Origin of the sequence: Burkholderia sp. WSM2232 (assembly GCF_000472545.1) — a bacterium.
In the GTDB taxonomy this organism is placed as follows: Bacteria; Pseudomonadota; Gammaproteobacteria; order Burkholderiales; family Burkholderiaceae; genus Paraburkholderia.
In genome coordinates this window covers 59,127-84,981 of sequence record NZ_AWZV01000010.1, presented here as the reverse complement: position 1 = coordinate 84,981, position 25,855 = coordinate 59,127, and the positions used below count along the sequence as shown (strand labels likewise).

Here is a 25,855-nt window from a genome sequence, read left to right as displayed (position 1 = left end):
GTCGAGCCGCACGAACACCATCAGGCACAAACTCCGATCTCAACCGGCGCATTTGCCCGAGCCTCCGCTCGCTGGCACCGACGTGCAGGCATGAACAACATGGAGGTAAGTCATGAGCGAGAACATGAACGGCAAGCGGCCATTGGACCGACGCCTGGAACCGCCAAACGAGTGGCCGGAAATAGCCGAGTCCCGCCCCACGACGAACAATGTCGCGTCGCCCCCCGTGCGCACGGCATGGGCGACACGCTAGCCAGCGCACGGGTAAAAATTCGAAGGCTATCGGAAACCCAAGGATTCCCTGCGGGTGGAATCAAACGTCGATTATCGGACGAAGCAAAGCCTGGCCTTCATACAAGAATCGGAGGTACCGTTCGCGAATTTCCGCCTGGGTCATCGTCGACACCTGCATCGTGATGGTCAAGCTCGCGCGCATCTCGCCGTTACGGTTCGTAAGAGGCACGCCGAGAATGCGCATGCCGACTTCGTACTCCTGGTCGAGTTCGACGTATCCCTGCGTTCGAACCCGCTCGACCTCGTGCTTGATATCGCGCACCGACGTGCGCGTGAACGGCGTCAAACGTTGCAGCGCTACACGTCCGAGATACTCGTCCACCTCTTCGATGGATTCGGAGGCGAGCCATAAGCGGCCGCTGCCCGTGCAGTACATTGGCAGCCGATATCCCTGTCGTATCGAAAGCGAAGAGACGTTGGCGACACGGCTTCGGACGATATGAACGACCTCATCGCCATCGCGCACCGCCACGGAAACGTGTTCACGTGTTTCGCTGGCGACCTTCTCGACGATCGGCCTGAGCATGCGCGGCAAGCGCGCCGAATCCACATAGGCCTGTCCGAGCCGCAGGGTCTTGGCCGCAAGCCAGTAATGGCGACCATCGGTTTGAGCGTAACCGTCATGAACGAGAGTGAGAAGAAAACGCCGCGCGGCACTCGTCGTCATGCCTGCCAGCCGCGCCGCTTCGGGCACGCTCAGCCTGGGACTCTCATCTGTGAACAACTGGATGAGCGCGAGGCCTTTCTGAAGCCCGACGATCAAATCCCGCTCGCGAATTCGCGGAGTGTGCATGGTCTCCCTCTATCGATGCGTTGCCAGAGTGCGATTATCGCATCGCAAAGGCGATTGCCGGGCTACTCGTTCGTTTGTGGCGTTGCCCGTAGCCACCGGGTGGTTGCATCATCGCCGTTCATCAACGTCATCGAGGGCGCAACATGATCAGCGGTACGACCGAACTCCTGGCCATCGTCGGGTCCCCAGTCGCGCAGGTGAAGTCGCCGCATAACTTCAATTCGTGGTTCGAGCGTCACGGCAAGGACGCGTCGATGATTCCGGTCGATCTGGACCGAGGCTCCGTCGATCATTTCATCGACGCCATGCGCGCGTGGCGCAATCTGCGCGGATGTGTCGTTACCGTGCCGTACAAGCAGGACATGGCCAGACGCATGGACCGTTTGAGCGAACGGGCGGCGGCGCTCGGGTGCGTCAACGTGATTCGCCGGGAATCCGACGGCACGCTAATTGGCGACATGGTCGACGGCGACGGGTTCATGAATGCGGCACGCGGCCACGGCTTCGAGCCCCGCGGGGCGCGGGCGCTCGTCATCGGCGCCGGGGGCGTGGGCAGCGCCATAGCCTGGGCGCTATGCGAGCATGGGATAGCGGCCATCACGCTAATCGACCCGGACCACGCCCGCCTCGATCGACTCACCGCGCTGTTGGCAACTCACTTTCCGCACGTGACGACTGGTGCCGCGCATGCATCGCTGGACCTGTTCGATCTGGTCGTCAATGCGTCGCCGGTTGGAATGACGGGCAACGAAAGCCTGCCCCTCCCCGATCCGCTGCTGGCCACCCTTAACCCCCGCAGCCTCGTGGCGGACGTCGTGACCTCGCCGGACGTCACCCTTTTCCTCGAGACGGCCCGCGCAGCGGGATGCCGCATACAGACCGGCGGTGAAATGGCGCTGGCGCAACTCGGGCATCTCGGTGCGTTCATGAACATGACGCCGCTGCACATCTGAGCGGATCACGAGCCTTCGCGCCGCATCTGCGAATGCGCGCGGGTTCAGATGCAACACAGCAAGAACCATAGAGGAGACACACATGCAGGTCACAAGCAGGACAGCAAGTCCAACCACGCAGCAAACCCGGCGCGCGACTGCCAGCGGCTGGATCGGCTCCGCACTCGAGTACTACGATTTCTTCATCTACGCGCAGGCCGCGGCGATGGTGTTCCCGCAACTATTCTTTCCGGCCGGAAATCCAAAGCTGGCGATCGTCGCTTCACTCGCGACCTACGGTGTCGGCTACGTGGCGCGTCCTATCGGCGGCTTCATCCTTGGACGGCGGGGAGACACGCACGGACGCAAGCATCTGCTGCTGCTGTGCATGTTCCTGATGGGCGCGTCGACCTTTCTCGTCGGCCTTCTGCCGACCTATCACCAGGTCGGCGTTCTGGCACCGATCGCACTGGTGCTGCTGCGGCTCGTCCAGGGCTTCGCGGTGGCCGGCGAGATTTCCGGCGCCAGTTCGATGATCCTCGAGCAGGCGCCCTTCGGCCAGCGGGGGTTCTATGCGAGCTTCGCCTTGCAGGGCACGCAGGCGGGGCAGATTTTCGCCGCGGCTATCTTCATCCCTCTGGCGTATTACATGCCGGCGGAGGACTTCGCGTCGTGGGGCTGGCGCATTCCGTTTCTTCTCAGTGCACTGGTGCTGGTGGCGGGCTTCGTTATCCGGCGTAAGGTAGCGGAATCGCCGGCGTTCGTGCAGGAGGGTGCACAGGGCGGCGTCCCGTCATCACCTGTCACCATTGCACTGCGCGAGAACTGGCGCGATATCGTGCGCATCGCGATAATGGCGCTTGCCGCGGTCATTGCGATGGTCGCCACCATCTTCGGCGCAGCCTACGCAGTGCAGCCATCCTACGGAATCGGCTTTCACGCCAACACGTATCTAGTGATTCCGTTCGTCGGCAACATCGTCGCGGTAATCGTGATCCCATTCGTCGGAAAGCTGTCAGATAGGATCGGGCGACGCATTCCCGTGGTCGTCGGTTCTGTGGGCGCGGGCTTGCTTTCCTACGCTTATCTGTACGCGATCAGCGCGAAGAATGCGCCTCTGGCGATCGTCACGTCGGTGCTCATGTGGGGCGTGATTTACCAGGGCTTCAACGCTGTGTTTCCGAGCTTCATGCCTGAGCTATTCCCGACCCGCACTCGCGTTTCGGCGATGTCGATCGGGCAAAACATCGGCATGGCGCTGACGGCCCTCCTGCCTTCGATGTTCGCGGCGATTGCACCGCCTGGCACGAACGACATTCCGTTGGTGATCGGTACCGCGACGCTCGTCATCTCAACCCTCGCGGCGCTCGCCGCATGGACGGCGCGGGAGACGTATCGCACACCGCTCGATGAACTGGGCTCCCGTCCATCATCTGCGGGTCTCTATGCGAAGACCGCCGTGCAGAGCAGCAAGCGGACAGCGGCTGTCACTCGTGCCCGTTGAACGCCCGCGATTCTCGCGCTAAACGATAGGTCCATCGTAGCGGCCACGACGTGGTTGCACGCTGTCTCAGTTCTGGCACGGCCCTCGGATGGCCAGAACTTTCAGCCGGCTCGCCTGAGCCGGCTTTTTTTTGAAAAGCGCAGCGGCCGCTCCTGGCCGTCACTGTTGGCTGCCTTGAGCTGGAACATGGATCGACGAGGTCGCATGTACCCGGCCTCACCTTCGCATCTTCCGATAGCTGTTCATAACGCGGCGATCACAAGATCACCGCTGCAGATCGTCTCCAGTTACACGAGTGGGATATAAATGTCGGTTTGCCACTGCTCCTGCGGCGTTTCCGGAAAGACGCTCAGGTAGTGAAAGAACAGTGGATGGTCGCGAAGTTCTTCTCCACTTGTGGGAAGCCAGTCGCGATAGATCGGATAGACTGTCTCGCCGACGTGGTCGGTCGATCCGGCGTGTCGAACCACCGCACATCGCCCTCCGGGAATGACAAGTTCGCGAATACCGTAGCTGTTCGACGCAATCGGCTCGTCGATTTCTCCGCAAATGTCAAAGCGGAATGCATCTGCCGGCGCGGTGTCAGGGTTATTGCGCGGGATACCAAAAGTTCTGCTCCATGCAATCGGGGATTGCCCACTTTGCTTGCGCCAGTCAACGAACTTGCGCACGCTCTCGTTGACGAGCCCAACAGGTCCGCAGTGTTCAAGCGCGGCGACGCGCGTTTCTGAGAAATCGACAATTTGTACTTGCATGGTGAGTTTCCTCGAAAGATAGGGGATGACAAAAGCCGCACTCCAGATCTGCCAGTTCGGATGCTGTCGAAACGAACTCGGTGCCGTGCCGAATGCGCGCTTGAAAGCACGACTGAACGCTTCGGGGCTGTCGAAGCCCGCGTCGAACGCGGCATCGAGCACTGAACAGAACTCACGTGAAGCCAAACGGTGTGCAGCTTTGCGCAATCGCATCAGTTGCACAAAGCGTGCGACTGGCACTCCCACATAAGCGGCAAACTGTCGATGAAAATGAAACTTCGAGAAGTTCGCGACGCGACTTAGCGCTTCCACCGACAGGTCGCCATCGAGGTTCATTTCAATGTACGCGAGTACGGCATCGAAGCGCTTCGTGTAAGCGCGCGTGGTGTCAACTTGAGCTTGCATGGTCTGGATATTGAATCGTGCGACTGGCGTTATGGTCGCTCATGGTCGAGACATCGCACCTAGCCGCTCTTGCTCATCTTCAGACGGTGGTTCGATCAGGCCCCTGCTCACCAGGCCGGTCTTGCAGGAGTCGAGTAGCCAGGACTGGCTCCCGTTTTGTCAAGGCTGGCGCGACAGTCGGATGGATTGTCAACGATCTGGCGCATTCGTGTGTCCGTTCCGGCGACGTTGCCAGGGATGCGGTGGATCGCGGAAGGACACCTTGATGCCGGTTGCCACGCACCGGTACGACGGAATACGGCCGCATCACTTCAATGAAGGACTGGCGCCGGCCGTGGCGGAAAAAACTTCACGCAGTGTCCTGGATGGGCTGACCGCTACGCTTCGACAATCAGTCATCGGCGCTGCGATGGCAAACACTCAAGCCTCACCACGTCAAACTGGCATCTGCGGGCTCGTCCGGCTCGAACCAGTCCGGGTTGAGCTTCGCGACCGGCGTCAGCGACACCAGAATCTCGCGCAAATGCGCGCGCATCGCACTCTCCGCAGCGTCGGGATCATGCGCCTTCAGCCCGTTCACGATCAGCGCATGCTGCTTTATCAGAAGATCGAGCGGCGAAACTTCATGCAGGCTCAGATAGCGCACCCGATCCATCTGGGCCTTGATGTCCTGAATCGTCTCCCATGCCGCGACACAATCGATGGACTGTGCGATAAGAAAGTGAAACTGCTCATCGCAGGCGAGAAACGCGGCAGTGTCGTTCAGCCTGGACGCGGCCTTCTGCTCACGCAGATTCGCGGCAAGCTCGGCAAGTTGCTTGTCCGTGATCACGTCGGCCGCCTTGCGTACCACTGCAGCCTCGATTGCCTCGCGAATGAAACGCCCTTCGCGCACCCTTCGCGGCGAAATCCGCTTTACGAACGTTCCGCGTTGCGGCAACACCTGCAGCACGCCCGCCTCGACAAGCTTGATGAATGCCTCCCGAACCGGCTGCCGCGAAACCTGGAACAGTTCCGACACCTCCTTTTCCGAAAGCGGAGCGCCGGGCGCAAGCAAGCCGGTGAAGATCGCCTCGCGCAACGAGCGGAAAATCTGCTTGCCGATCGGCTCGTGCGATTCGAGCGACAAACCCGTCAGCGCGCCGCGCAGCGACGTCTTCGCGTCGCCAGGCGCCGTGCGTGCGCGGCTCGCGGCGGGCGACACCACAGTGAGCGCGGCGGTTCCTTTTGCGCGCCGCGATGCGGCCTTCGGGCTTGCTGTCTTCGTGTCCATACCGGGTCTATCAGAAATGATCGTGCGAACCTACCATACTAGCTTACGCTCTCGCGGTTCTTTTTGCGACCTGGGCTCACGGATGAACGCAAACGCAACGGCCGCGCCGATCACGGCGATCGCTCCTGCGAGGATGAACGCGCTCCCGTAAGCGCCGCGCGTCGCCTGAACGATGAAACCGGTCACGGCCGGTCCGATCACGCCCGCAAGATTGGCGATCAGATGCACGAATCCCCCGACGCCGCCCACGTTTTCGCGGCGCACTGTATCCTGAATCACCGCCCAGTAGACAGAACCGGTGACGTACAGGAAGAAGATCGACACCGACATCAGTGCGACTGCGCCCTGCATGCTCTGCACACGTCCCGCGAAGCCGACACACACGGCAGCAACGCCGAGACAAACCGTCAGTACTATGCGCCGCGACAGCAACGGCTTGCCGGTCAGCCGCAAGACGTAATCGGTGATGAAGCCGCCTGCTGCGAGGCCAATGCTGCCGAGCAACCAGGGAATCACCGTCGCGATACTCATGTCGTGCAGCGACATGTGGTGCGCTTCCGTCAGGTAGGTCGGAAACCACGACAGAAAAAAGAACAGCACGTAGTTATAGGAGAAGAATGCGAGAGCGGTCGCCAGAATGACCGGCTGCTTCAGATAGAAGCCGAGTCCCGGCTGCTTGCCACTGGGCGCGTGCTCCATCGACGGCGCCTGCTGCTGGCCCGCCACGATCAGTTCGAGTTCGGCTGGTGTCACACGCCGGTTTTGCTGCGGCTGCTCCGTTGTCGTCATCGACCAGAGCACGAGCCACGCAAGGCCGAACATCATGATCGCGACGAATGCCCAGCGCCAGCCGAACTGGATCGCCATGTAGCCGACGACGGGCCCCGCGAGCGCGCCGCCGAGCGGCGTCCCCGCACTGATCACGCCGATCGCGCTCGCAACCTCGCGACGCGGAAACCAGTTGTTCACCATCTTGCTGTTCGACGAACTGAAGGGCCCCTCGCCCATGCCGAACAGCACGCGCAGCACGATCAATGAGACGATGCCGCTCGCGAGCGCCGTCGCGCCGCAAAAGATCGACCAGACGCCCATTGCGCCGCCGAACACCTTCTTTGCGCCGAACCTGTCGGACGCCACGCCGCCGATAAAGTTAAACAACGCGTAGCCGATGAAAAAGCTGCTGAAGACGATGCCCATTTCCGCATGCGAGAAATTCAGGTCTTTCTGGATCAGCGGCGCGGCAATAGAAAGCGCCGCGCGATCGAGATAATTGATGACGCCCGCTAGAAACAGCAGGCCGACGACGAACCATCGCTGGCTCTTGATCATGGTGTGTGTCTCCAGTTGATCCGCCTCTTCTCTGTGCGGGCGGTTCATGGGAAAAAGTGAACGTAATGCGGTTAGTCGAAATGCAAATGCACCTTCATGGACTGCGTGCGGTCACGCGCGACTTCGAACGCGCGGTTCGCGTCTTCTAGCGGGAAAGAATGCGTCATTAGCGGGCGCAGATCGATCTTGTGCGCACCCAGTTCTTCGGCGGCAACGGCGTATTCGTCGGTGAAGCGGAACGAACCTTGATAGCGCAGTTCCTTCGACATCACCAGATTCGCGGCCACCGGCGACTGTCCCGCCGGCAGATTGCCAACCTGAATGACGGTGCCGCCCGCACGCGCGGCCCGCAGTGCAGTGTCGAGGCCCGCCGTGCTGCCCGAGGCTTCAAGCACGACATCGAACGTGCCGCGCTGCTGCGCCCACTGATCGATGCGAGCCTGATCCGTCGCGAGCACGGTTTCGTCGGCACCGAGCGTCTGCGCCATTTGCAACGCCTTTCGCGCGAGATCGAGCGCCACGATGCGATGTGCTCCCGCGCGTTTGGCCACCGCGAGCAGGATGCAGCCGATGGGTCCGCAGCCGACTAGCAGCACCTTGGCGCCGACCAGCGAACCCGCGAGCCGCAGCGCATGCAGAGCCACCGCCAGTGGCTCCGCCATCGACGCCTGCGCGAAATCGAGCGCGTCCGGGACGGGCACACACTGACGAGCACTCACCGCGATGAACTGTCGGAACATGCCCTGCATGTGCGGAAACGTCGATGCACTGCCCATGAAGCGCATGTTCAGGCAATGGTTCGGCATGCCCTTCACGCAGTATCGGCAGAGGCCGCAGTTGAGCCCGGGATTCACCGCGACGCGCTGACCGACAGTGAAGCCGCTCACGCCCTCACCAAGCGCCGCGATTTCGCCCGCCACTTCATGCCCAAGCACGAACGGCTCGCGTACCGCGAAATCACCGCTCCTGCCTTTGAAGTAGTACGACAGATCGGAGCCGCAAATGCCGCCGGCCCGCACGCGTATCTGCACCTGGTCAGCTTGTGGCTGCGGCGCATCGAGTTCGTCGATGAGAAGTTTTTTCGGTTCGTGGAGAACGGCTGCAAACATGGTCGTGATCCCGTATCAAGGTGCTGCGTGCGTACTCGCACGCGTGTTGGCGCAGTGCGGCTTGCCTAATGGCGCGCAGCGAAAGCGGTAGAGGCTCGTGCTTCGTGTGATGCCGGCTCGTGCCGCGTCGTGCCCCAGTCGTGAAGATCACCGCCGCGCCGCGCAGGGGCCGTCTCGGGGAGAAGAAACATGCACACGGCAGAAATGACGCCGAGCAAGACGACATAGATGATCAAACCGATCGGGTTTCCGTGCGTCGCCTGGATCAGCTTGACCGCGACGAGCCCCAGCACGCCGCTGCCGATCAGCGATCCGATCTGCCAGATGAGCGCTATGCCGCTGCACCGAACGCGTGCAGGGAAGAGTTCGGGGAACAGCGACGCCTGCGGTGCATAGCAGAGGCCGTGGCCCACGGAAATGGCAAGAATCATCGCCGCATGAATTGCAATGCGGTTGCCGCTGTCGATAGCATGAAAGAGCGGCACGACGAGCAGCACTTGCAGCACTGCGCCCGCGATGAAAGTCGTGCGCCGGCCAATGCGGTCCGATAACGCGCCTGCCAGCGGAATCGCGATTAACTCGAGCAGGACTGCCACGATGATCGTCTGCAGAAGCAAACTCTCGCTGATGTTATGCGCGCGGCCATAGGCGAGAACGATCATCGTGTACATCGCGAACGTGCACGCCTCGATCAACTTCGCGCCGACGCCTTTCACAATGGTCGGGCCAAATTGCCTGACCACTTCGACCACTGGCCGCGACTCGACGGCCTTCGTCTCGCGGATGGAGGCGAAGATCGGCGATTCTTCCGTGCGAAGCCGGATATACAGGCCGACCACCACCAGTACGATGCTGCCGAGAAACGGCAGGCGCCAGCCCCAGTCAAGCAGTTGCTCATGCGTGAGAGTCGCGCTCAGCAGCGCGAAGAGGCCCGATGGAATCAGGAATCCAGCCGGCGCGCCAAGTTGCACGAGACTTGCAAAGAAACCGCGTTCGCGAGGCGGCGCATATTCCGCCGTCAGCAGCACCGCGCCCGCCTGCTCGCCGCCCACGCCAAAGCCTTGTAGCACGCGAATCAGAATGAGCGACGCAGGCGCCCAGATGCCGATCTGCGAATAGTCCGGCAACAGACCGATGGCGAACGTCCCCAGCCCCACAATCAGAATCGTAACGATCAGTGCCTTCTTGCGTCCGATACGATCGCCGAAATGCCCGAACACGATGCCGCCGAGCGGTCGCGCCACGAAGCCCACCGCATAGGTCGCGAATGCCGCGAGCGTGCCGATCAGCGGATCGCCCGACGGAAAGAACTTTGCGCCGAACACGAGCACGGCGGCCGTGCCGTACACGAAGAAGTCGTAGTACTCGGCGGCGGTGCCGATTGTCGATGCCGCGGCGACGCGCCGCAACATCGCACTGGTTTGCCTGTCTGCCATGCCTGTCTCCTGGCCGTCGTTTTATCTGTCGATGCAGCTTGGGAATTGCCTCACCAGTTCCACAGCGTGCCGTCTTCGAGCCGCGCGACGGGCAGATACGCCGGATCGTACGGATAGCGAGCGGCCGCTTCTTCGTCGATATCGACACCGTGCCCCGGCGCCTCGCCGGGGTGCATCATGCCGCGCTCGAAAGTCCACGCGTGCGGGAACACGTCGAGCGCTTCCTTCGGGAAACCCATGTATTCCTGCACGCCGAAGTTCGGCACCCACAGATCGAAATGCAGCGCCGCGCCCATGCAGACCGGCGACAGATCCGACGGTCCGTGACAACCCGTGCGCACCTGATAGAGCGAAGCAAAGTCAGCGATGCGCTTGAGGTGCGTGATGCCGCCCGCGTGCGTCAACGTCGCGCGGATGTAGTCGATCAACTGCTCTTCGATCAGCTGCTTGCAGTCCCAGATGCTGTTGAACACCTCCCCTACCGCGATTGGCGTCACCGTGTGTTCGCGAATGAGACGAAAGCCCGCCTGGTTTTCCGCAGGCGTCGGGTCCTCCATCCAGAAGAGTCGATACGGTTCGACCGATTTGCCGAGGCGTGCCGCTTCGATCGGCGTAAGGCGGTGATGCACGTCATGCAGCAAATGCGTGTCAAAGCCAAACTTGCCTCGCACTGCTTCAAACAGCTTCGGCACGAAGTCCAGATACTTTTCCGACGACCAGCTTTGTTCTTCGACAGCGCCTTTCGTGGCCGGCTCATAGGTGCCGTTGCCCTTCGAAACGCCGTAGACCGATCGCATGTTCGGCACGCCGCACTGGATGCGGATCGCCTTGTAGCCCTGCTCGATGTGTTCTGCGTAACGATCCAGCGCTTCGGGAATGTCGCGGCCTGTTGCGTGTCCATAGACCATCACGCCTTCTCGCGACGCGCCGCCGAGCAACCTGTATAGCGGCAGATTCGCTACCTTGCCGAGGATGTCCCACAAGGCCATGTCGACCGCTGCGATCGCCGTCATCGTGACCGGCCCGCGGCGCCAGTACGCGCCTTTGTAGAGGAATTGCCAGATATCTTCGATGCGACCCGGATCGCGCCCAATCAGCAGCGGACACACGTGGTCCTTCAGATACGACGCTACCGCGAGTTCGCGGCCGTTCAGCGTGGCGTCGCCGATACCGTGAACACCCTCGTCCGTCACCACTTTCAGCGTGACGAAGTTGCGGCCCGGACACGTGACGATCACATCGGCACGGACAATTTTCATGGGGGAATTCCTTGAGTCGCATTCAATGTGACCGATGCTACCATACAAGTATATTCCACCGTCAACGACGGGTTTCCCCGCACTCAGGACCTGAAACATGACCAGCCGCCCTTTGCTCCGCCGCAGTGCCCTCGCCTCCTTGAGCCACCATGTATTGCAGCCGGCGTGGCACGATCCGCGCATTGGTATTGTTCATCTTGGGATCGGTAACTTTCATCGCGCACATGAGGCGGTCTACACGGAAGAAGCGATGCTCAGCGCGGGCGGCAACTGGGGCATCTGCGGCGTGACGTTGCAGGGCGACGTCGGCAAGCGCGATGCGTTGATGGCGCAGGACGGCTTGTATAGCGTCGTCGAACGCGGTCCCGACGGCCTGCGTGTCACCGTCATTCGCGCGCTGAAGGAAGTGCTCGCGATGCCGCACGACCGCGCGCGCCTGTTCGAACTGTTCGCCGACGCGAACGTACGGATCGTCTCGCTCACCGTCACAGAAAAGGGCTACTGCCGCGATACGCGAACGGGCGACGTGGATATGAATCACGCCGGTGTCGCTTACGACCTGGCAAATCCAGACGATGCGTCGACGGTGCCGGGCATTCTCACCGCCGCGTTGAAACAGCGGCGCGACGCCGGCACGCCGCCGTTCACCGTCCTGTCGTGCGATAACCTCTCGCACAACGGCGCGGCGTTGAAGCAGGCAGTCGTGTCGTTCGCGCGCGCACTCGATGCTGAGCTCGCCGCGTGGATCGACACCCATGTCGCTTTCCCTTCAACGATGGTGGACCGCATCGTGCCGTCCACGACCGATGCCGATCGCGAAGCGGCACACGCCGCGTTGAACGCCGACGATGCGGTGCCTGTGCCATGCGAGCCGTTCCGCCAATGGGTGATCGAGGACCGCTTTCCCACAGGACGTCCGGCATGGGAGCGAGTGGGCGCACAACTTGTCGGCGACGTCATGCCGTTCGAGCTCGCCAAGCTGCGCATGCTGAACGGAACACACTCGACCATTGCCTATCTTTCGATGCTGGCGGGATTCTCAACGATCGATGAGGCCATCGCTTATCCGCCTCTGAAAGCATTTGTTCACGCGATGATGACTGACGAGATCGCGCCGACGCTCGATATGCCGCCCTCCTTTGACGTGCTCGCTTACCGCGACGCGTTGCTCGAACGCTATGCGAACGCCGCGCTGAAGCATCGCACGGCGCAGATCGCGATGGACGGCAGCCAGAAGATTCCGCCTCGTTTGCTCGCAACTATCGAGGGGCGACTGAACGCGGGACGATCGATCAGGATGCTAACGCTGGCCGTAGCGGCGTGGCTGGTGTTTCTGCGCGGCCACGCCGATGACGGCACGCCTTACGACATCATCGATCCGTTGGCTGCGCGGCTGACTTCAGATGTTCCTGCCGACCCGGCGCAACTTGTCCAGACAATGCTTGCCATCGAGGAAGTGTTCCCGCCGAAGCTGGCGAACCATGAGTCGTTAAGGCGGCAACTGGTTGAGGCCGTCGGACTCGTTCAGCAAGGCGCATTGCGAGCGATCGAACTCCAGCGCGGCTAACGGCGACTCACATGGCCGCGATTTCCGCGTGAAGTGCTGGATGAGAGAGGTACGAGTCCTTGGTCCGGAAAGGCCATCGTAGCGTCAATCTTCGCCGGGGTAGACAACCCGTATCGGACGAGTCCCGATCTTCGCTCCCGTGACCTCATCGACCGCCACCGCTCTGATCTCTGTTCCTGTTTCGGCATCGAGGAAGCGAACCAGCTTGCCGTCGCCGCGATATCGCCGCCCCCATGCACCGATCATGAAGAGCACCGGCAGGAAATCTCGCCCGGCAGCAGTCAGTTGGTACTCCTCACGCGGCGGTCGCTCAGAATAGCGGCGTTTTTCCAATAGTCCCTCCTCTGTCAGCGTTGCCAGTCGCCGGGTCAGCATGGTCGGTGCAATGCCCAAACTTTTGCGGAACTGGTCAAAGCGCGTGAGACCGGCATGGGCGTCGCGCAGAATGAGGATGCTCCACGCGTCGCCCGCCACACCCAGGCTGCGCGCGATGGGACACGGTTCATCGCAGAAATTTTTGTCGTCCATACTGTTTTGATAGTGACATGTTCCTGATTTGCCAGTATAGTCGATTTCAATTTGATAGTGACTGAAATCCTCTTACATGGAGCTTCGCATGGTCGACAGAAGGAATTTGGGTGTGGCCCTTGTTACGGGGGCATCTTCAGGCATTGGGCAGGCCACCGCGCAGCGGCTCGCCGACGCGGGCTATACGGTGTTCGGCACCAGCAGACGGGCAGCCACCACCGGCGAGCGATCCTTCGAGATGCTGACCCTCGATGTCACGAGCGAAGAATCCGCCGCCGCCGTGGTCACAGAAGTCATACGACGGGCGGGTCGCATCGACGTGCTGGTGAATAACGCTGGCTTTGGTGTCGCTCCGGCCGGAGCAGAAGAAAGCTCGATCGAGCAGGCCCGCTCGATTTTCGACACGAACTTCTTTGGCGTGGTCCGGATGATTCGCGCCGTCGTGCCCCACATGCGGCACCAGCGCAGTGGTCGCATCGTCAACATCGGCTCGGTGCTCGGTTTCGTGCCGATGCCGTTCGGAGCGCTCTATGCCGCAACGAAGCATGCAATCGAGGGGTATTCCGAATCGCTCGACCATGAGCTTCGCACCTGGGGCATCCGCGTCTCGGTCGTTGAGCCCGCTTACACAAAGACGCCGTTCGACGCGAATTTCCTGGAACCCGACGCCAAGCTCGATGCATATCGCGAGGCTCGTACGGTCGTCAGCAACCGTGTCAGTGAGGTAATGGCAACCGCCACCGAGCCCAGCGTCGTGGCCGACGTCGTGCTGAAGGCTGCAGTTGCGGCTCGGCCGAAACTCCGGTATCCAGCCGGCGCACTCGCGAGTCGTCTGCAACTGCTGCGCAGATTCGCGCCGGCCGGCATGGTGGATGCCGCGCTTCGGAAGGACCTGCGGCTCGACACAATAGCGGCGTCACGATCTGGCAGTCCGGTCCCGCAAGAATAAGATGGCCTTGGGGTCTTCGAGCTCTTCACCCGCCATGCCAGGCCCAGCACCCTGGCTGCCACCCTGATAGAAGCTGCGCTTGCTTCGCGTTCGTGTGCGTCGCACGTATCGGGGACGCGAGCCACCAAACAGGAACATTGAGTTCGTAGCCGCGCAGCGAACTGCGGGCTGCTGGCTCAGGTCTCGATCGCTGCCGGGAAAAGAACGCATGGACCGACGAATCAAATCTGGGAAACAAAACACTATGCGAGCGTTTATTCTCGAACGTTATGGACGCAAGAATGGCGCGCGGATTGGCGAAATGCCAGAACCCGACCTACGCGACGATGACGTATTGGTCCAGGTCCACGCCGCAGGCGTGAACGCTCTCGATTCCAAAATCCGCGACGGCGAATTCAAGCTTGTTTTGCCCTATCGCTTGCCGCTCGTTCTGGGCAACGATGTGCCGGGGTGGTCGTGCGGGTTGGATCGCGTGTGCAGCGCTTCAAGGCCGGCGACGAAGTCTATGCGCGGCCCGATAAAGACCGGATCGGCGCGTTTGCGGACTTGATTGCAGTGAACGAGGCGGACCTCTCCATCAAACCGAAGGCGCTCACCATGGAACAGGCCGCCTCCCTTCCGCTGGTTGGCCTGACTGCCTGGCAGGCCTTGATCGAAAAAGCGCACCTCGCAAAAGGACAGAAGGTTCTCATTCACGCGGGCTCCGGCGGTGTCGGGACGGTTGCCATCCAGTTGGCGAAGCATGTCGGCGCGTTCGTCGCGACGACAACAGGCACGGCGAACGTGGACTGGGTCAAGGGCCTTGGTGTAGATGTTGTCATCGATTACAGGAAGGACGACTTCGAAAAAATCCTTGCCGACTATGACGTGGTTATAAATAGCCTCGACGCGCACACGCTCAGCAAATCGCTGCGCGTGCTCAAACCCGGCGGACAGCTCATCTCGATCTCTGGTCCACCGGACCCGGATTTTGCAAAGCAGCTTGGTTTGTCCTGGTTCCTCAGACTAGTGACACGCCTCTTGAGTTATCGGATCAGGAAGCAGGCAAAACGTCTTAAGGTCAGCTATTCTTTTCTGTTCATGAGGGCAAGCGGAGACCAGTTGCGCCAGATCACAGCCCTGGTCGATTCCGGTGTCATACGCCCGGTTGTGGATCGGATCTTTCCCTTCGAATCGATCAGAGAAGCGATGGCCTACGTCGATACCGGGCGAGCCAAAGGCAAGGTCGTTGTCAAGATGAGATGATGGGTGTGCCCGCCACAAGGGCGGACATTGCGGGGAAGCAACGGTGGCCCGCCGCTTTTGATCGAATTTCCCGGCCGGCAGGCCGTTATACCTTGAGAGCTGCCGCCCGCGCAGCGGAGGTTGAAACGGCAGATGTGGGTCGTGAGAACCTTGACCGCAACGCGAGCGGACATTCGTGATCGCGCAGTTGAGCCCCTATCGGTCTGAGGACTCGTGAGTCCGGTGGAATGGCCACGTAGCCAGAGCCCCCAGATTTTCAGCGTCCGTGATTCGAGCGGCTTGATGAGTCGTGCATCGCGCCGCATCGAGCCGCTGATCAATCAGCCATAGAACTGCACCTTGCCTCCCACGAGGTGGTACATGGACCCGACGATCCTGATTTTGCCGTCCTTTTCCAGCCCGGCCAGCACGTCGCTGCGGCGGCGGATTTCGTCGATGGTCTGCCGCACGTTGGTAGCGGCCACCGCATCCACGAACGCGTCGTTCTTGCTGCTGCGCTCACCGTCGAACTTCGTGGCATCAATGGCCGGCTTTATCTTGTCCAACAGGCCTGTGAGATTGCCGAGTTTGGCGCCGTCGATGGCGCCTTTGATCGCGCCGCACGAAGTGTGGCCCATCACTAGCACCACCTTCGAGCCGGCTACCGCGCAGGCATACTCGAGACTGCCCAGCAGATCGTCGTTGACGATATTGCCCGCCACTCGCGCATTGAAAGTGTCGCCAATACCCGCGTCCAGGATAATTTCGGCGGGAGCGCGCGAATCCATGCAACTCAGGATGACGGCTGCCGGATACTGGCCGTTCGCGCTGCTACGCTTCTGCGCCAGAAAATCATGCGTCTGAAATTTGCCCGCGCGAAAACGCTCATTGCCGCGCTTCATCATGGCGATCACGTCGTCGGGCGTCATGGCATCGCGCTGTGCCTTGCTGAGGGCAGCGGCGTGCGCGAGGCCAGGCAGGAGTTCGGCGGCCATGCCGAACGCCATGAGACCCAACGCGGTTTTGAACGAAGCGCGGCGAACCGCGTTCGGCGCGGCACAACAGGTTTGAGGCTGGCGATCCATTGGCATATCCCCGTGAATAATGGCCTGAATGACTCGAAGAAGAGCTTGAATTTATCTGTCCCGTTTTTAGGACTTTGGCAATTTAGTCTGAAATTTGCAATTAAGCAAAAGGTTCACTGAAACGTGCGGAATGAATATTTTTAAGTCATGTGTGCACGAGGCACAAAGCCTGGCCATGCACTGTGGGCAATCGCGGTCGAGCGCCCCGACTACGAACGCCGCGAGGCGCTCGGCGTGATCGAGCTCACGCATGTCGCGGTCGCAACTTCGGGGGACTATCGTCGCTGGAGCACATGCGAGGACAAGCGCATCTCGCATGTCGTGGATCCGCGCGCAGGCGAGCCTTTATGCAACGGTCGCGTCGGTCACCGTGCTGGCGAGGTTCTGCATGGACGCGGATGCTTATGCAGCCGCCCTCACGGTGTTGGGGCCTCAGAAAGGCTTGGATTTTGCACGCCGCAAGCACATGGACGCACTTTTTCTCCCGCGCGATGGCGGACAAATATGGGCGATAGGAACGGGTCTGTTTGATGTTCCGTAAGGGACTCGGATCGCCTCGACGCACCCCAGCCAGGCATTCGACTTCCTGTCCCGGTGGCATCGCTGAGTCCCGCCGCAACGGGTGCCATCATTAAGTGTCAGCGTTAACCTCCACGGGAGGTTGTTATTCACATACACGCTGATGCAGCATCTTCGCCAACCATGATGCCAGAGAGACCGAGCGCAATACCTTTCGCTGCAATCGTTGCTGCCTCAACACTCCCATTTACCGGGCGAGACACAGGCTCCCATAGACATTCTAGTGTGGAGGATCAGCGGACTGATCTGTGTCAAGCCTTTTGACACGAGCGTGTTCAGATCGGGCGGCCATCTGTCGATAAGTTGATGTACAGGAGGAAGCTGATGTCGGGAACCAATGTCTGAATGCGTGTGGCTCGCTGCCAACTGCCGCTTTAGTTGCCGGGCCCGAGGTCGCGAGATCCTGATTCAGGTCAAGGGACCGGAGAGATTTCTTCTTAGGATACGCGGCAGGAAATGCAGAAGCAGCGAAGAAGATTGAGGAGAAGCCTCAGGAAACCGCTCTTGTGTGGACTTGCGGTGCGCGAGGCGACGTAGAAAGCAGACATACGTGAGCGGACCAGTTGCCGGTTACACACAGGTCATTGTGCTGAAACGATACGAGCGAACAAAGCGCTGAATCTTGACGAAATCGATCCGGCACCCGCAAATCCGGATCACGTAGTTGGGCGATTTTTATGTCGAATAAGCGTGTCAATTTGATTAACCACAATGTTTTCGATGGAAATTCGCGCTTACGCTGGGCCAATCGCTACCGGCCGGGCTCTAATGAATTCAAGGCAACCGATTGCACCTTTACCGGAAGGAGCCTGGCTTTGAGTATGGCTCTGATGTCAAGTGAGCGGAATGAATAACAAAGCCCGCAGTGTCCATCGACATCATGTCTATCTGCCAGTACTCCGCAAATTCTTGCTAGCGCTGTGCGTAGCAATAAGCTGGACTGCGTTTTCCATCTGGGCCGCCCGACCATGGATGGCAGACCTGTCTGATTGGATAGGCAGTATTCCGGCTGTGCTTGCGGTCGGCGGCATTGCCATTATGCCGGGCTTCATGAACGCTTTTCTCATCATCAGCCTGTTGCTTGACCGACGCCCGACTCATGCGCCATTGGCGAGCTACCCGCCCGTGACAATTCTGATCGCGGCCTACAACGAGGAGGCTTCGATACACGATACGCTGGCCGCGATTGATCAGCAGCGGTATCCGGCAGAGCTGCAGGTGATCGTCATCAATGATGGTTCACGCGATCGCACCGCTCAGATAGTGCGCGCCGCACAGACTGAGTACGCGTGGCTAGAGATCGTCGACATCTCAACCAATGGTGGAAAAGCCAATGCGCTCAATGAAGGATTGCGTCGCGCCCGGCACGGCTTGGTCCTGACGGTCGACGGAGATTCCCAGCTACATGGCCGAGCGCTGGTGAACATCGTCGAAAGGTATGTGAACGATCCACCGAACACGCGAGCCGTTGCAGGGGCGATTCTGGTGAGAAATTCCCGTCACAACTGGCTGACCCGTTGCCAGGAATGGGACTATTTCGTCGGCATTGCGGCAATCAAACGCATGCAGTCGTTGTATCAGGGAACCTTGGTCGCACAAGGGGCATTTTCTTTATATGACCGACAGGCGCTGAGGGAGGTGGGCGGATGGCCCCCGTGCGTCGGCGAAGACATCGTGCTGACCTGGGCCCTTCTGCGAGCCGGCTATCGGGTCGGCCATTGCGAGGACGCTTTGTGCTTCACGAATGTGCCAACGACGGTACGGCAGTTTGTCCGGCAGCGTCAACGCTGGGCCCGAGGCATGCTAGAAGCGTTCCGTCAGCATCCCCGGATCTTGTGGACACCGCGTTTGTCGACGTTCTTTGTTTATTGGAACCTGTTGTTCCCCTGGTTGGATGTAGCGTTCTCATTTGCGTTCATTCCGGGCTTGGTGTGTGCCCTCTTCGGAAACTACTGGATCGTCGGCCCGATGACGGTCACGCTGATCCCGCTGGCGGGACTGATGAGTACCGTAATGTTTTCGGTGGAAAAAAAGACATTCAGGCAACTGCATCTGACCGTGCGGCGCAATAGCGCCGGGTTCGTCATCTATCTGCTGTTTTATAGCTTCTTGCTACAGCCCGCTAGCGTACTGGGTTACCTTGACGAGTTGCTGAAAACCCGAAAAACCTGGGGGACAAAATGAGACTCAGTCTTCGCTATGTGTCTTCCATGTCGAGATTAAGCGCAGCCGGTGATCTGATCGTAGGGTTATGAGCGAGTGATTTGAAGGCGCGCCGCCAACATGCTCACTTTCGTCGTATGCAGTCATGGCTGAAGGCGAGCATGTGCAGGAATTCATCGCGTGCGGCAAACGCCGACTTGCGGATAGCTAGCCAGCGCAAAAGAGAAAAGGATTAATCATTCATGTATGCATGCCGCCCCTATGTCGCGTGTGCGCTCCTGCGTGCGCTGACCGTCGCCGGCGTGCTGGCAACATACACGCCAGTGTTAACGTACGCCCAGTCGCGCGACGGGCCCGCAAAACAAGGTTGGCTGACCGCAGATGCACTGTTCAGCAACGACAGCGCCCGCTTCAACGAAGACAGGGCCAGCCTGGGCTATCTTTTCCCGAATGGCTGGGGGTTGGGCGCGAGCGCCACGCATTACGACGCACCGGACTGGTCAGCCTACGGGCGTGGTCTGTACGGGCAGTACCGACAGCGTGGCACACAGCACACCGTGGACGCGCGCGCTGGCATCATGGACACACGCGGCCACACCACGCTAACGGGCATGCTCGACTATATGCGGCGCACCAGCAGTGACACGTCGCTCGGTGTAAGCGCCGAGCGCGATGTCGTCGATTCGATCAGCGGAATTGAGCAGGGTCTGACGTATAACAGCCTCATGCTGGTGCTGGATCATCAGTTCACTCCGCGCTTTACCGTCGGCGCCGTGGCGGGCGCGATGTGGTTCTCGGATCACAACACGCGGCCAATGGCGCGCACCCGATGGAATTACGAACTACTGGCAAACATTGGGCTGAGCGCCTACATCAAAACCAGGAACTTCTACGACAGCAGCCCCAATCAGGGCAACTATTATTCGCCACGCTGGCTGGCCCAGTATCTCGGTGGACTCTCCTGGCGAACTGCGCTCGGCGGCAAGGCGGCATTTTTCGTGAGCGCAGACCTTGGGCGACAAAACACCGAGGATGGGGGAATCAACATCTGGGGCGCGCGCATGGGCCTGCAGAATCATCGCAGCCGGACCATACAGTGGCAGGTGGCCCTGGAGACGACCAACAATCACGCGGCTGGCTTCATGGGTGGGAGGCCCGACTACCGTTATACGAGCGTAACGGGCCGATTACTGTTCCCCATAAACTAAGGTTGCAGATCGTTGTCGAGAACGTTTCGCAGGCATCTGTGCTGGACTTGCTCACCTGCTCGCTAAACTGCCAGATTGTTCGCACTCCCTTATTTCCAGGAATGCGGCTGGTTCGCAGGTAGGGACGTCGCACTTCAGAATGCGCAGGTCCGTGCCGCAGATCGTAGGGTGCATAGACTTGGCGATGGCGTCGGTAGCGGACGGGGGCCGCTGTAAGCCAGTACTTGAAAGAGACGACTGCCAACAAATTTGACAGAACGGCGGCCAGCCATTCTCAGAGTGGCGCCTGAGGCTGTATCTCGGCTCACTGTGCGGCGTCGCCGGCCGTCGCCGTGATCGCGGGCGACGCCGTCAAGGGCTGAGACCCGAGGGATTGCGACGGATCGAAGCGCTAACTACTCGTCGCGACGCATCAGGCAGGAAGAGACATCTACCGCGCCCACGACGCCTTCCATGGCATCTATGCAGTGCGCGCGGGCTCGCAGATTGCTAGGCGCCATTCACACTCGTCAACGAACGGGCTGTACGGTTTCAGCGCCGCCAAGCATATTCGCGCCTGGGCCAGCAACTCGTGGCTCCGCGAATCAATGCCACCTGCCACACCTCACTTCTTTCACAGTCATGCTTATCGCTTTGTCGAGCAACTCCCTACGATGTCGTCCCGGCCCGAGGTGATCAACATGCGGAAAGCACATCAAACGGTAGCGGAGTTTTGCCAGAAGGGCGGCATTCGATGCGCATGGGTTTCGTGTCCAACGGCGACTGGTCTCGACCAATTGTATCGAGCGCTCGGACGCACTCCGCCTCGAGACCGTCAGTGCGATGAGTTGAACAAGGGCTACCAGCCGCGCATTGCCCGGCACGCGATATACCGTTTCGCAGCTCTTATTGGATTGACGTAGTTGCCATGCGACATTCCATCACAGCGGTAATGGAAACGGTACCCATGGGCTCACTGACGCCTTAAGATTCACTATCGGCATATATCTATCTGGGGAAGCAGGATGAAGATCAGCCAGCCTGTTGCAAGCAGTTCGATACAAGAGGTGGTCGGCTTGCCCGTCCTGCGGCTCGGATTGCGCCCTTTCTATCTTGGGGGCGCATGTTTTGGTGTTGTTGCCGTCGCGCTCTGGCTGATCGCTCTTCATGGCCACCCTGTCAGCGGTCGCGCGCCGACGATGAGCGGTGTGATCTGGCATGCGCATGAAATGGTATTTGGATTTGTCGCTGCAATCGTCGTGGGATTCCTGCTTACGGCTGTTCGCGCCTGGACATCACTCGATACCCTACGAGGTACCGCGCTCGCGGCGCTGTGGTTATTGTGGGTAGCGGGACGCGTGCTCGTGTGGTCCGGACCGGAACCTCTGGCCGCGGTCGTCGACTCCGCTTTCTTGCCAGTAGCCGCCCTCGTCCTGTTGCGCGTGCTGATCACCGCGCGCAATCGCCACAACATTTTTCTGGCGATGGCATTGGGATTGTTCGGTGGGCTAAATGCGCTTTTTCACTGGTGGGCATGGCACGGACGCGTCGACTTGTCATTGCGCACGGCTTATGCGGCAACTGGGCTAGTGATTATGTTCGTCACGGTCATTGCCGGACGCGTAGTGCCAATGTTCACCATGAACGCTATCCCCGGTTTTTCCGTAAAGCGCTGGAAGATCATCGAAAGGCTCGCGGCGCCAGCTGTCGTCCTCACGTTCATTGCGGACGCGGCAAAAGCTCCGTCAACGTTGGTCGTGGCGTGTGCGTTCGGCGCAGCGATGGTTCACGGAATCAGAATTGCTGGGTGGCATTCATGGCGCGTAGGTCCCCGCCCTCTTCTCTGGATCCTGCATGTCGCCTATGCCTGGATTCCGGTCGGCTTAATAATGCTTGCGTTGGCGTCCGTCGATGTCGTGCCCCATTCTCTTGCCATTCACGCATTGACGGTCGGAGCGATCGGGTGTGCAATCATTGCGATGATTACCCGCACGGCGCTTGGACATACTGGGCGCGCGCTGGTCGCGGGCCGCTCGGAGATAGCGAGTTACTGGCTGATGATCGGTGCCGCCTTCGTGCGCGTAATCGGACCTTGGCTCACCGGTGGCGCTCCCGACGTCTGGATGGACGCCGCGGGAGCCTGCTGGTGTGCGGCATTGATCCTTTATCTCATCAAATACGTCCCATATCTGACCGCGCCCCGTGCCGATGGCAAGGCCGGTTAGCGGTGTCCAGGCGGCTGTTCCCGGGCTTTGAGCGACGACGCAACTAGAGCCCTCGCGCGCCTTGGTCACGCATTAGTCTGCGGATCTGCTGCGTCGTCAGCCCAAGGTGCTCGGCGGCACGCCACGGCCTGAGCACGCCATCGGCTGCCTCCTATATCACCTCGCATCGTCATCGTGATCGTCCCATTCTTATTCACCGTCGACTCCTGGTGAGTCACCCTACGGACAAAGAGAGAGCAACGAATGAGCACATCAATCGGTTCGACAAGTTCAAAGGTGGCAACATTGACCCAGCTCGTGCGGGGTTCTCCCGGCTTGATGCATTCTGTGCCAACCGCGAAAGCGTCGCTGGCGCAAGCCACGGTGAGCGCCGTCGACCCGTCTGCGACGGCGGCTTGCTTCGCAAAGCATCTGGATGTCCCAGGTGCACCGTTGAAGATGTAGAACGCCCTCTCCTGTTGATTGACCCGATCGGTGCAGTGTCAGCGTGATGGGGTAACGCGCTAATGCCGCGCCTGGGGTGCCGGACAAGAAGCACCGACAACATGCGCATACAAACTGAATGGGAATCCAAACGATGTCACAACACCGTTGGCGAACTCGGCAGTTCATCCGCCTGGAAACGGGTGACAGGAAAATGCCGCACCAGCAGCTCGGTCACTGTCCGTACACCTCCGACAGCACCGGCTTCGTATCGGCCACGCCTGAACTCGCTTTCCATCTCGCGGCAGATTGCCTCCCACTCGCACGCACTGACTCTCGCATTAATGCCGCGGTCAGCCACAATTTCTACGTCCCGGTCGGCCAGCAGTAGATAAATGAGGACACCGTTGTTGTGCTCCGTGTCCCAGACTCGAAGGTCCGAAAACACCTCTATCGCTCGTTCTCTCGCGGACTTCCCTTTCAGCAAGGCTGCGCTGTGCAACGCGCCCTCGACGGCGAACCGGACCTGGCCGACGTGGCTCTGATGGCTCTCATGAACCGCCTGGGCGATTGCAAGAAGAGACCGACGAGAGAAAGCGGAATTCAGACGCCAGCGGGTCATGAAAAGGTGTCTGACAAATCGTCTTAGGTCCATGACTACCACCTGCCTGACGCGCCACCGCCACCGAAACCGCCACCGCCGCCCCGGAAGATGTCCCGATTCGACCCGCCGCCGGATCCGCCCGAGCGGCCACCGATAAACCGCCCGCCCGCGTGCGCGCCCATTCCACTACCCAGCAGCGTGAAGACCAGCGCTACTGCGCCGGCAACAGCGGCGACCAGAATCGCACCAGACAGCATCCACGCCAATACTCCGATCGCGCCCCCCGTCACGACCGCTCCAGGGAGTCTTCCAAGTATCGAGCGCAGTACACCGCCGGCTACCACGGTCAGCACGAATAGCACGGGCAGCAGTTGCCCGACGCCGCGATGTTCGTCGCGCCGCTGCCGGGGAGCAGGCAAAGGCTCGCCGCTGACCACGCGCATGATGCTGTCCACCCCGGCTGTAATGCCGCCATAGAAGTCGCCCTGCCTGAACCTGGGAACAATCGTCTCATTGACGATGCGGTTGCTCGTTGCGTCGTTGAGGGCGCCCTCGAGGCCATATCCAACTTCGATGCGAAGTGAGCGGTCGTTTTTGGCGACAATCAGCAGCACACCATCGTCGACGTTCTTGCGCCCGAGTTTCCATTGTTCGACAACGCGCATCGAGTATTGCTCGATGGTTTCGGGCTGGGTCGTTGGAACGATAAGAACCGAAATCTGACTGCCTTTTTGCGCCTCGAAGGCTTTCAGACGCTGTTCGAGATCGGCGCGCTGTTCTGCAGTGAGCGTGCCCGTTTCGTCGGTGACGCGAGCAGTCAGATCCGGCACCAGTGCATCGGCGGCAGCGCCCGTCCCGACCAACGTCAGCACTGCAGCTAACAGCACGATCGCAGCGCGGAGCATGTTCAATTGGCGACTCCACTCGCTGCTACCGAAGGCGCGGCAAAATCAACGCGCGGCGGTTTCGCCAGTTCGGCTTCGTTAGTAACGGAGAAGTTCGGTTTCTCCTGGTAGCCGAAGACCTTCGCGGTCAGATTGTTCGGAAACGACCTCACCGAGACGTTGTAATCCTGCACGGCCTTGATATAGCGATTTCGGGCAACGGCAATCCGGTTTTCCGTTCCTTCAAGCTGCGCTTGCAGATCCCTGAAGTTCGCGTCGGATTTCAGTTGCGGATAGTTTTCGGAGACCACCAGCAGCCTCGACAACGACGAGCTGAGTTGTCCCTGAGCCGCCTCGAACCTGGCAAACGCCTGCGGGTCCGCCAGCAGCTCCGGCGTTGCACGAATGGAGCCGACCTGAGCACGGGCTTCAGTGACGCGCGTCAGGACGTCCTGCTCCTGTTTTGCGTAGGCCTTCACCGTGGCGACAAGGTTGGGCACAAGGTCGGCACGCCGCTGATACTGATTCAGCACCTCCGACCAGCTTGCCTTGACCTGCTCGTCCCGTGCCTGGATGCTGTTGTAGCCACATCCGGACAGGACGGCCACGAGGGCCATCATCATGGAAACCAGTAACGCCCGCATTCCTATTCTCCGCGTCAGAAGCACAACTGATACGTCCAGAGTCGTCGCTGACCTGAAGGGAGAGTCAGCATCCGGGTAGACCACAAGGATTCCTGATAAACGGTACGCCAGGTTGGGCCCGCCTGTTTGACTCAGGTCAATCGCGCGCCGTGATGTCGTAGCCCACGACTCAGATCAGCGGTTTTGAAGGGGCGCAACACCTTGAGTTAAGTCAAAACTATCGGTCGTTATGAAAATAGACTGGTATTGCACTCGTTGCAGAAACACACGCTCAGGGGAAAAAGTATGACTTTTATGAAGCGATCGGCATGGGTGGTCTTGCTGGCCGTATCAATGGCCGGTTCGTCAGCGTTTTCGGCGGAATCGTCCCAGCATGCCGCCCATGGACATGCTGCCAGTAGCCCGGCCGCCAAGAAAAACAAGCCGTCAGCGTTCGAGGGGCAGATGCGCGACATGCAGGCCATGCACGAAAAGATGATGATGGCAAAGACACCGGAAGAACGTGCTGCGCTCATGGACGAGCAGATGAAAACCATGCAGAACGCAATGGCGGTGATGGACATGATGAAGCAGGATTCGGCCGGTCGCCCTATGTCTGCGCAGACGCACGAGATGATGGAAAGGCGCCTCGACATGATGCAGATGATGATGAAGTCGATGATGGACCGTCAGGCGGCTGAGGGCCAATCCACGCACCACTGAGT

Annotated in this window: 20 protein-coding genes and 2 pseudogenes; 10 read left to right on the top strand and 12 right to left on the bottom strand. The window is 60.1% G+C overall.

Annotated elements, in window-relative coordinates; translation table 11 throughout:
• Positions 1 to 313: 313 nt before the first annotated feature.
• Positions 314 to 1,087, bottom strand: coding sequence for an IclR family transcriptional regulator domain-containing protein (locus F757_RS0110475; protein ID WP_027211352.1), 774 nt, complete (start codon positions 1,085 to 1,087; stop codon positions 314 to 316).
• 143 nt (positions 1,088 to 1,230) lie between these two features.
• On the opposite strand from F757_RS0110475, the gene F757_RS0110470 reads away from it, so the two are divergent.
• Entirely contained in the window at positions 1,231 to 2,040 is an 810-nt protein-coding gene (locus F757_RS0110470) for a shikimate dehydrogenase family protein (RefSeq protein ID WP_027211351.1), read from the top strand.
• An 82-nt stretch (positions 2,041 to 2,122) separates the two neighbouring features.
• Positions 2,123 to 3,523, top strand: coding sequence for an MFS transporter (locus F757_RS0110465; protein ID WP_027211350.1), 1,401 nt, complete (start codon positions 2,123 to 2,125; stop codon positions 3,521 to 3,523).
• 287 nt (positions 3,524 to 3,810) lie between these two features.
• Here F757_RS0110465 and F757_RS0110460 read toward each other — a convergent pair whose 3' ends face one another.
• The 6 genes from F757_RS0110460 to manD all read right to left on the bottom strand — a co-directional run bounded on the left by F757_RS0110460 (position 3,811) and on the right by manD (position 11,089).
• Complete coding sequence (locus F757_RS0110460; RefSeq protein ID WP_027211349.1) at positions 3,811 to 4,683, bottom strand: AraC family transcriptional regulator; 873 nt, start codon at positions 4,681 to 4,683, stop codon at positions 3,811 to 3,813.
• Positions 4,684 to 5,110: 427 nt separating this feature from the next.
• Entirely contained in the window at positions 5,111 to 5,956 is an 846-nt protein-coding gene (locus F757_RS0110455) for a GntR family transcriptional regulator (RefSeq protein ID WP_027211348.1), read from the bottom strand.
• A 30-nt stretch (positions 5,957 to 5,986) separates the two neighbouring features.
• The gene (locus F757_RS0110450) at positions 5,987 to 7,285 is read right to left on the bottom strand and encodes an MFS transporter (protein ID WP_027211347.1); all 1,299 of its coding nucleotides are present in this window, start codon (positions 7,283 to 7,285) and stop codon (positions 5,987 to 5,989) included.
• 71 nt (positions 7,286 to 7,356) lie between these two features.
• Positions 7,357 to 8,394 carry an L-idonate 5-dehydrogenase gene (locus tag F757_RS0110445; RefSeq protein ID WP_027211346.1) on the bottom strand — a complete coding sequence of 346 codons (1,038 nt, stop codon included), beginning with the start codon at positions 8,392 to 8,394 and terminating at the stop codon, positions 7,357 to 7,359.
• 65 nt (positions 8,395 to 8,459) lie between these two features.
• Positions 8,460 to 9,830: an MFS transporter gene (locus F757_RS0110440; RefSeq protein WP_027211345.1), complete on the bottom strand. Its 1,371-nt coding sequence runs from the start codon at positions 9,828 to 9,830 to the stop codon at positions 8,460 to 8,462.
• 50 nt (positions 9,831 to 9,880) lie between these two features.
• Positions 9,881 to 11,089, bottom strand: coding sequence for a D-mannonate dehydratase ManD (gene manD / locus F757_RS0110435; RefSeq protein WP_027211344.1), 1,209 nt, complete (start codon positions 11,087 to 11,089; stop codon positions 9,881 to 9,883).
• Positions 11,090 to 11,186: 97 nt separating this feature from the next.
• Between manD and F757_RS0110430 the strand changes: the two genes are divergently transcribed.
• Complete coding sequence (locus F757_RS0110430) at positions 11,187 to 12,656, top strand: mannitol dehydrogenase family protein (protein WP_027211343.1); 1,470 nt, start codon at positions 11,187 to 11,189, stop codon at positions 12,654 to 12,656.
• Between the two features lie 84 nt (positions 12,657 to 12,740).
• Here the strand turns inward: F757_RS0110430 and F757_RS0110425 are convergent, their stop codons facing one another.
• Positions 12,741 to 13,184: a winged helix-turn-helix transcriptional regulator gene (locus tag F757_RS0110425; protein WP_027211342.1), complete on the bottom strand. Its 444-nt coding sequence runs from the start codon at positions 13,182 to 13,184 to the stop codon at positions 12,741 to 12,743.
• 88 nt (positions 13,185 to 13,272) lie between these two features.
• Between F757_RS0110425 and F757_RS0110420 the strand changes: the two genes are divergently transcribed.
• Complete coding sequence (locus F757_RS0110420; RefSeq protein ID WP_027211341.1) at positions 13,273 to 14,133, top strand: oxidoreductase; 861 nt, start codon at positions 13,273 to 13,275, stop codon at positions 14,131 to 14,133.
• A gap of 244 nt (positions 14,134 to 14,377) precedes the next feature.
• Positions 14,378 to 15,378: pseudogene (locus F757_RS33295) on the top strand (NADP-dependent oxidoreductase).
• Positions 15,379 to 15,698: 320 nt separating this feature from the next.
• On the opposite strand, the gene F757_RS0110410 reads toward F757_RS33295, so the two are convergent.
• Positions 15,699 to 16,352, bottom strand: a complete 654-nt coding sequence (locus F757_RS0110410; RefSeq protein WP_442856638.1) for a carbonic anhydrase family protein — start codon at positions 16,350 to 16,352, stop codon at positions 15,699 to 15,701.
• 237 nt (positions 16,353 to 16,589) lie between these two features.
• Between F757_RS0110410 and F757_RS37015 the strand changes: the two are divergent.
• From F757_RS37015 to F757_RS0110390, 4 genes and pseudogenes are all read left to right on the top strand, one after another.
• Positions 16,590 to 16,983 (top strand): annotated as a pseudogene (locus tag F757_RS37015) (FAD:protein FMN transferase).
• A gap of 884 nt (positions 16,984 to 17,867) precedes the next feature.
• A complete protein-coding gene (locus tag F757_RS33285) occupies positions 17,868 to 19,205 on the top strand; it encodes a glycosyltransferase (RefSeq protein WP_035466618.1) in 1,338 nt (445 codons plus the stop codon).
• 221 nt (positions 19,206 to 19,426) lie between these two features.
• Entirely contained in the window at positions 19,427 to 20,392 is a 966-nt protein-coding gene (locus F757_RS0110395) for a hypothetical protein (RefSeq protein WP_027211337.1), read from the top strand.
• Positions 20,393 to 21,396: 1,004 nt separating this feature from the next.
• Positions 21,397 to 22,596 (top strand): NnrS family protein, encoded by a 1,200-nt coding sequence (locus F757_RS0110390; RefSeq protein WP_027211336.1) that lies wholly within the window; start codon positions 21,397 to 21,399, stop codon positions 22,594 to 22,596.
• A gap of 580 nt (positions 22,597 to 23,176) precedes the next feature.
• On the opposite strand, the gene F757_RS0110380 is transcribed toward F757_RS0110390, so the two are convergent.
• The 3 genes from F757_RS0110380 to F757_RS0110370 are packed head-to-tail and all read right to left on the bottom strand — an operon-like array spanning position 23,177 to position 25,151.
• Complete coding sequence (locus F757_RS0110380; protein ID WP_027211335.1) at positions 23,177 to 23,674, bottom strand: TPM domain-containing protein; 498 nt, start codon at positions 23,672 to 23,674, stop codon at positions 23,177 to 23,179.
• Between the two features lie 2 nt (positions 23,675 to 23,676).
• On the bottom strand, positions 23,677 to 24,528 hold the full coding sequence (locus F757_RS0110375) for a TPM domain-containing protein (protein WP_442856637.1): 852 nt from the start codon (positions 24,526 to 24,528) through the stop codon (positions 23,677 to 23,679).
• Positions 24,529 to 24,530: 2 nt separating this feature from the next.
• Positions 24,531 to 25,151, bottom strand: coding sequence for a LemA family protein (locus F757_RS0110370; RefSeq protein ID WP_051376735.1), 621 nt, complete (start codon positions 25,149 to 25,151; stop codon positions 24,531 to 24,533).
• Between the two features lie 285 nt (positions 25,152 to 25,436).
• On the opposite strand from F757_RS0110370, the gene F757_RS0110365 reads away from it, so the two are divergent.
• Entirely contained in the window at positions 25,437 to 25,853 is a 417-nt protein-coding gene (locus F757_RS0110365; RefSeq protein WP_027211332.1) for a hypothetical protein, read from the top strand.
• Positions 25,854 to 25,855: the final 2 nt, after the last annotated feature.

Bases quoted from the DNA above. Each gene is read 5' to 3' on its own strand.
- F757_RS0110475 (WP_027211352.1), bottom strand. From the start codon at position 1,087: ATGCACACTCCGCGAATTCGCGAGCGGGATTTGATCGTCGGGCTTCAG.
- F757_RS0110470 (WP_027211351.1), top strand. From the start codon at position 1,231: ATGATCAGCGGTACGACCGAACTCCTGGCCATCGTCGGGTCCCCAGTC.
- F757_RS0110465 (WP_027211350.1), top strand. From the start codon at position 2,123: ATGCAGGTCACAAGCAGGACAGCAAGTCCAACCACGCAGCAAACCCGG.
- F757_RS0110460 (WP_027211349.1), bottom strand. From the start codon at position 4,683: ATGCAAGCTCAAGTTGACACCACGCGCGCTTACACGAAGCGCTTCGAT.
- F757_RS0110455 (WP_027211348.1), bottom strand. From the start codon at position 5,956: ATGGACACGAAGACAGCAAGCCCGAAGGCCGCATCGCGGCGCGCAAAA.
- F757_RS0110450 (WP_027211347.1), bottom strand. From the start codon at position 7,285: ATGATCAAGAGCCAGCGATGGTTCGTCGTCGGCCTGCTGTTTCTAGCG.
- F757_RS0110445 (WP_027211346.1), bottom strand. From the start codon at position 8,394: ATGTTTGCAGCCGTTCTCCACGAACCGAAAAAACTTCTCATCGACGAA.
- F757_RS0110440 (WP_027211345.1), bottom strand. From the start codon at position 9,830: ATGGCAGACAGGCAAACCAGTGCGATGTTGCGGCGCGTCGCCGCGGCA.
- manD (WP_027211344.1), bottom strand. From the start codon at position 11,089: ATGAAAATTGTCCGTGCCGATGTGATCGTCACGTGTCCGGGCCGCAAC.
- F757_RS0110430 (WP_027211343.1), top strand. From the start codon at position 11,187: ATGACCAGCCGCCCTTTGCTCCGCCGCAGTGCCCTCGCCTCCTTGAGC.
- F757_RS0110425 (WP_027211342.1), bottom strand. From the start codon at position 13,184: ATGGACGACAAAAATTTCTGCGATGAACCGTGTCCCATCGCGCGCAGC.
- F757_RS0110420 (WP_027211341.1), top strand. From the start codon at position 13,273: ATGGTCGACAGAAGGAATTTGGGTGTGGCCCTTGTTACGGGGGCATCT.
- F757_RS0110410 (WP_442856638.1), bottom strand. From the start codon at position 16,352: ATGGCCGCCGAACTCCTGCCTGGCCTCGCGCACGCCGCTGCCCTCAGC.
- F757_RS33285 (WP_035466618.1), top strand. From the start codon at position 17,868: ATGAATAACAAAGCCCGCAGTGTCCATCGACATCATGTCTATCTGCCA.
- F757_RS0110395 (WP_027211337.1), top strand. From the start codon at position 19,427: ATGTATGCATGCCGCCCCTATGTCGCGTGTGCGCTCCTGCGTGCGCTG.
- F757_RS0110390 (WP_027211336.1), top strand. From the start codon at position 21,397: ATGAAGATCAGCCAGCCTGTTGCAAGCAGTTCGATACAAGAGGTGGTC.
- F757_RS0110380 (WP_027211335.1), bottom strand. From the start codon at position 23,674: ATGGACCTAAGACGATTTGTCAGACACCTTTTCATGACCCGCTGGCGT.
- F757_RS0110375 (WP_442856637.1), bottom strand. From the start codon at position 24,528: ATGCTCCGCGCTGCGATCGTGCTGTTAGCTGCAGTGCTGACGTTGGTC.
- F757_RS0110370 (WP_051376735.1), bottom strand. From the start codon at position 25,151: ATGCGGGCGTTACTGGTTTCCATGATGATGGCCCTCGTGGCCGTCCTG.
- F757_RS0110365 (WP_027211332.1), top strand. From the start codon at position 25,437: ATGACTTTTATGAAGCGATCGGCATGGGTGGTCTTGCTGGCCGTATCA.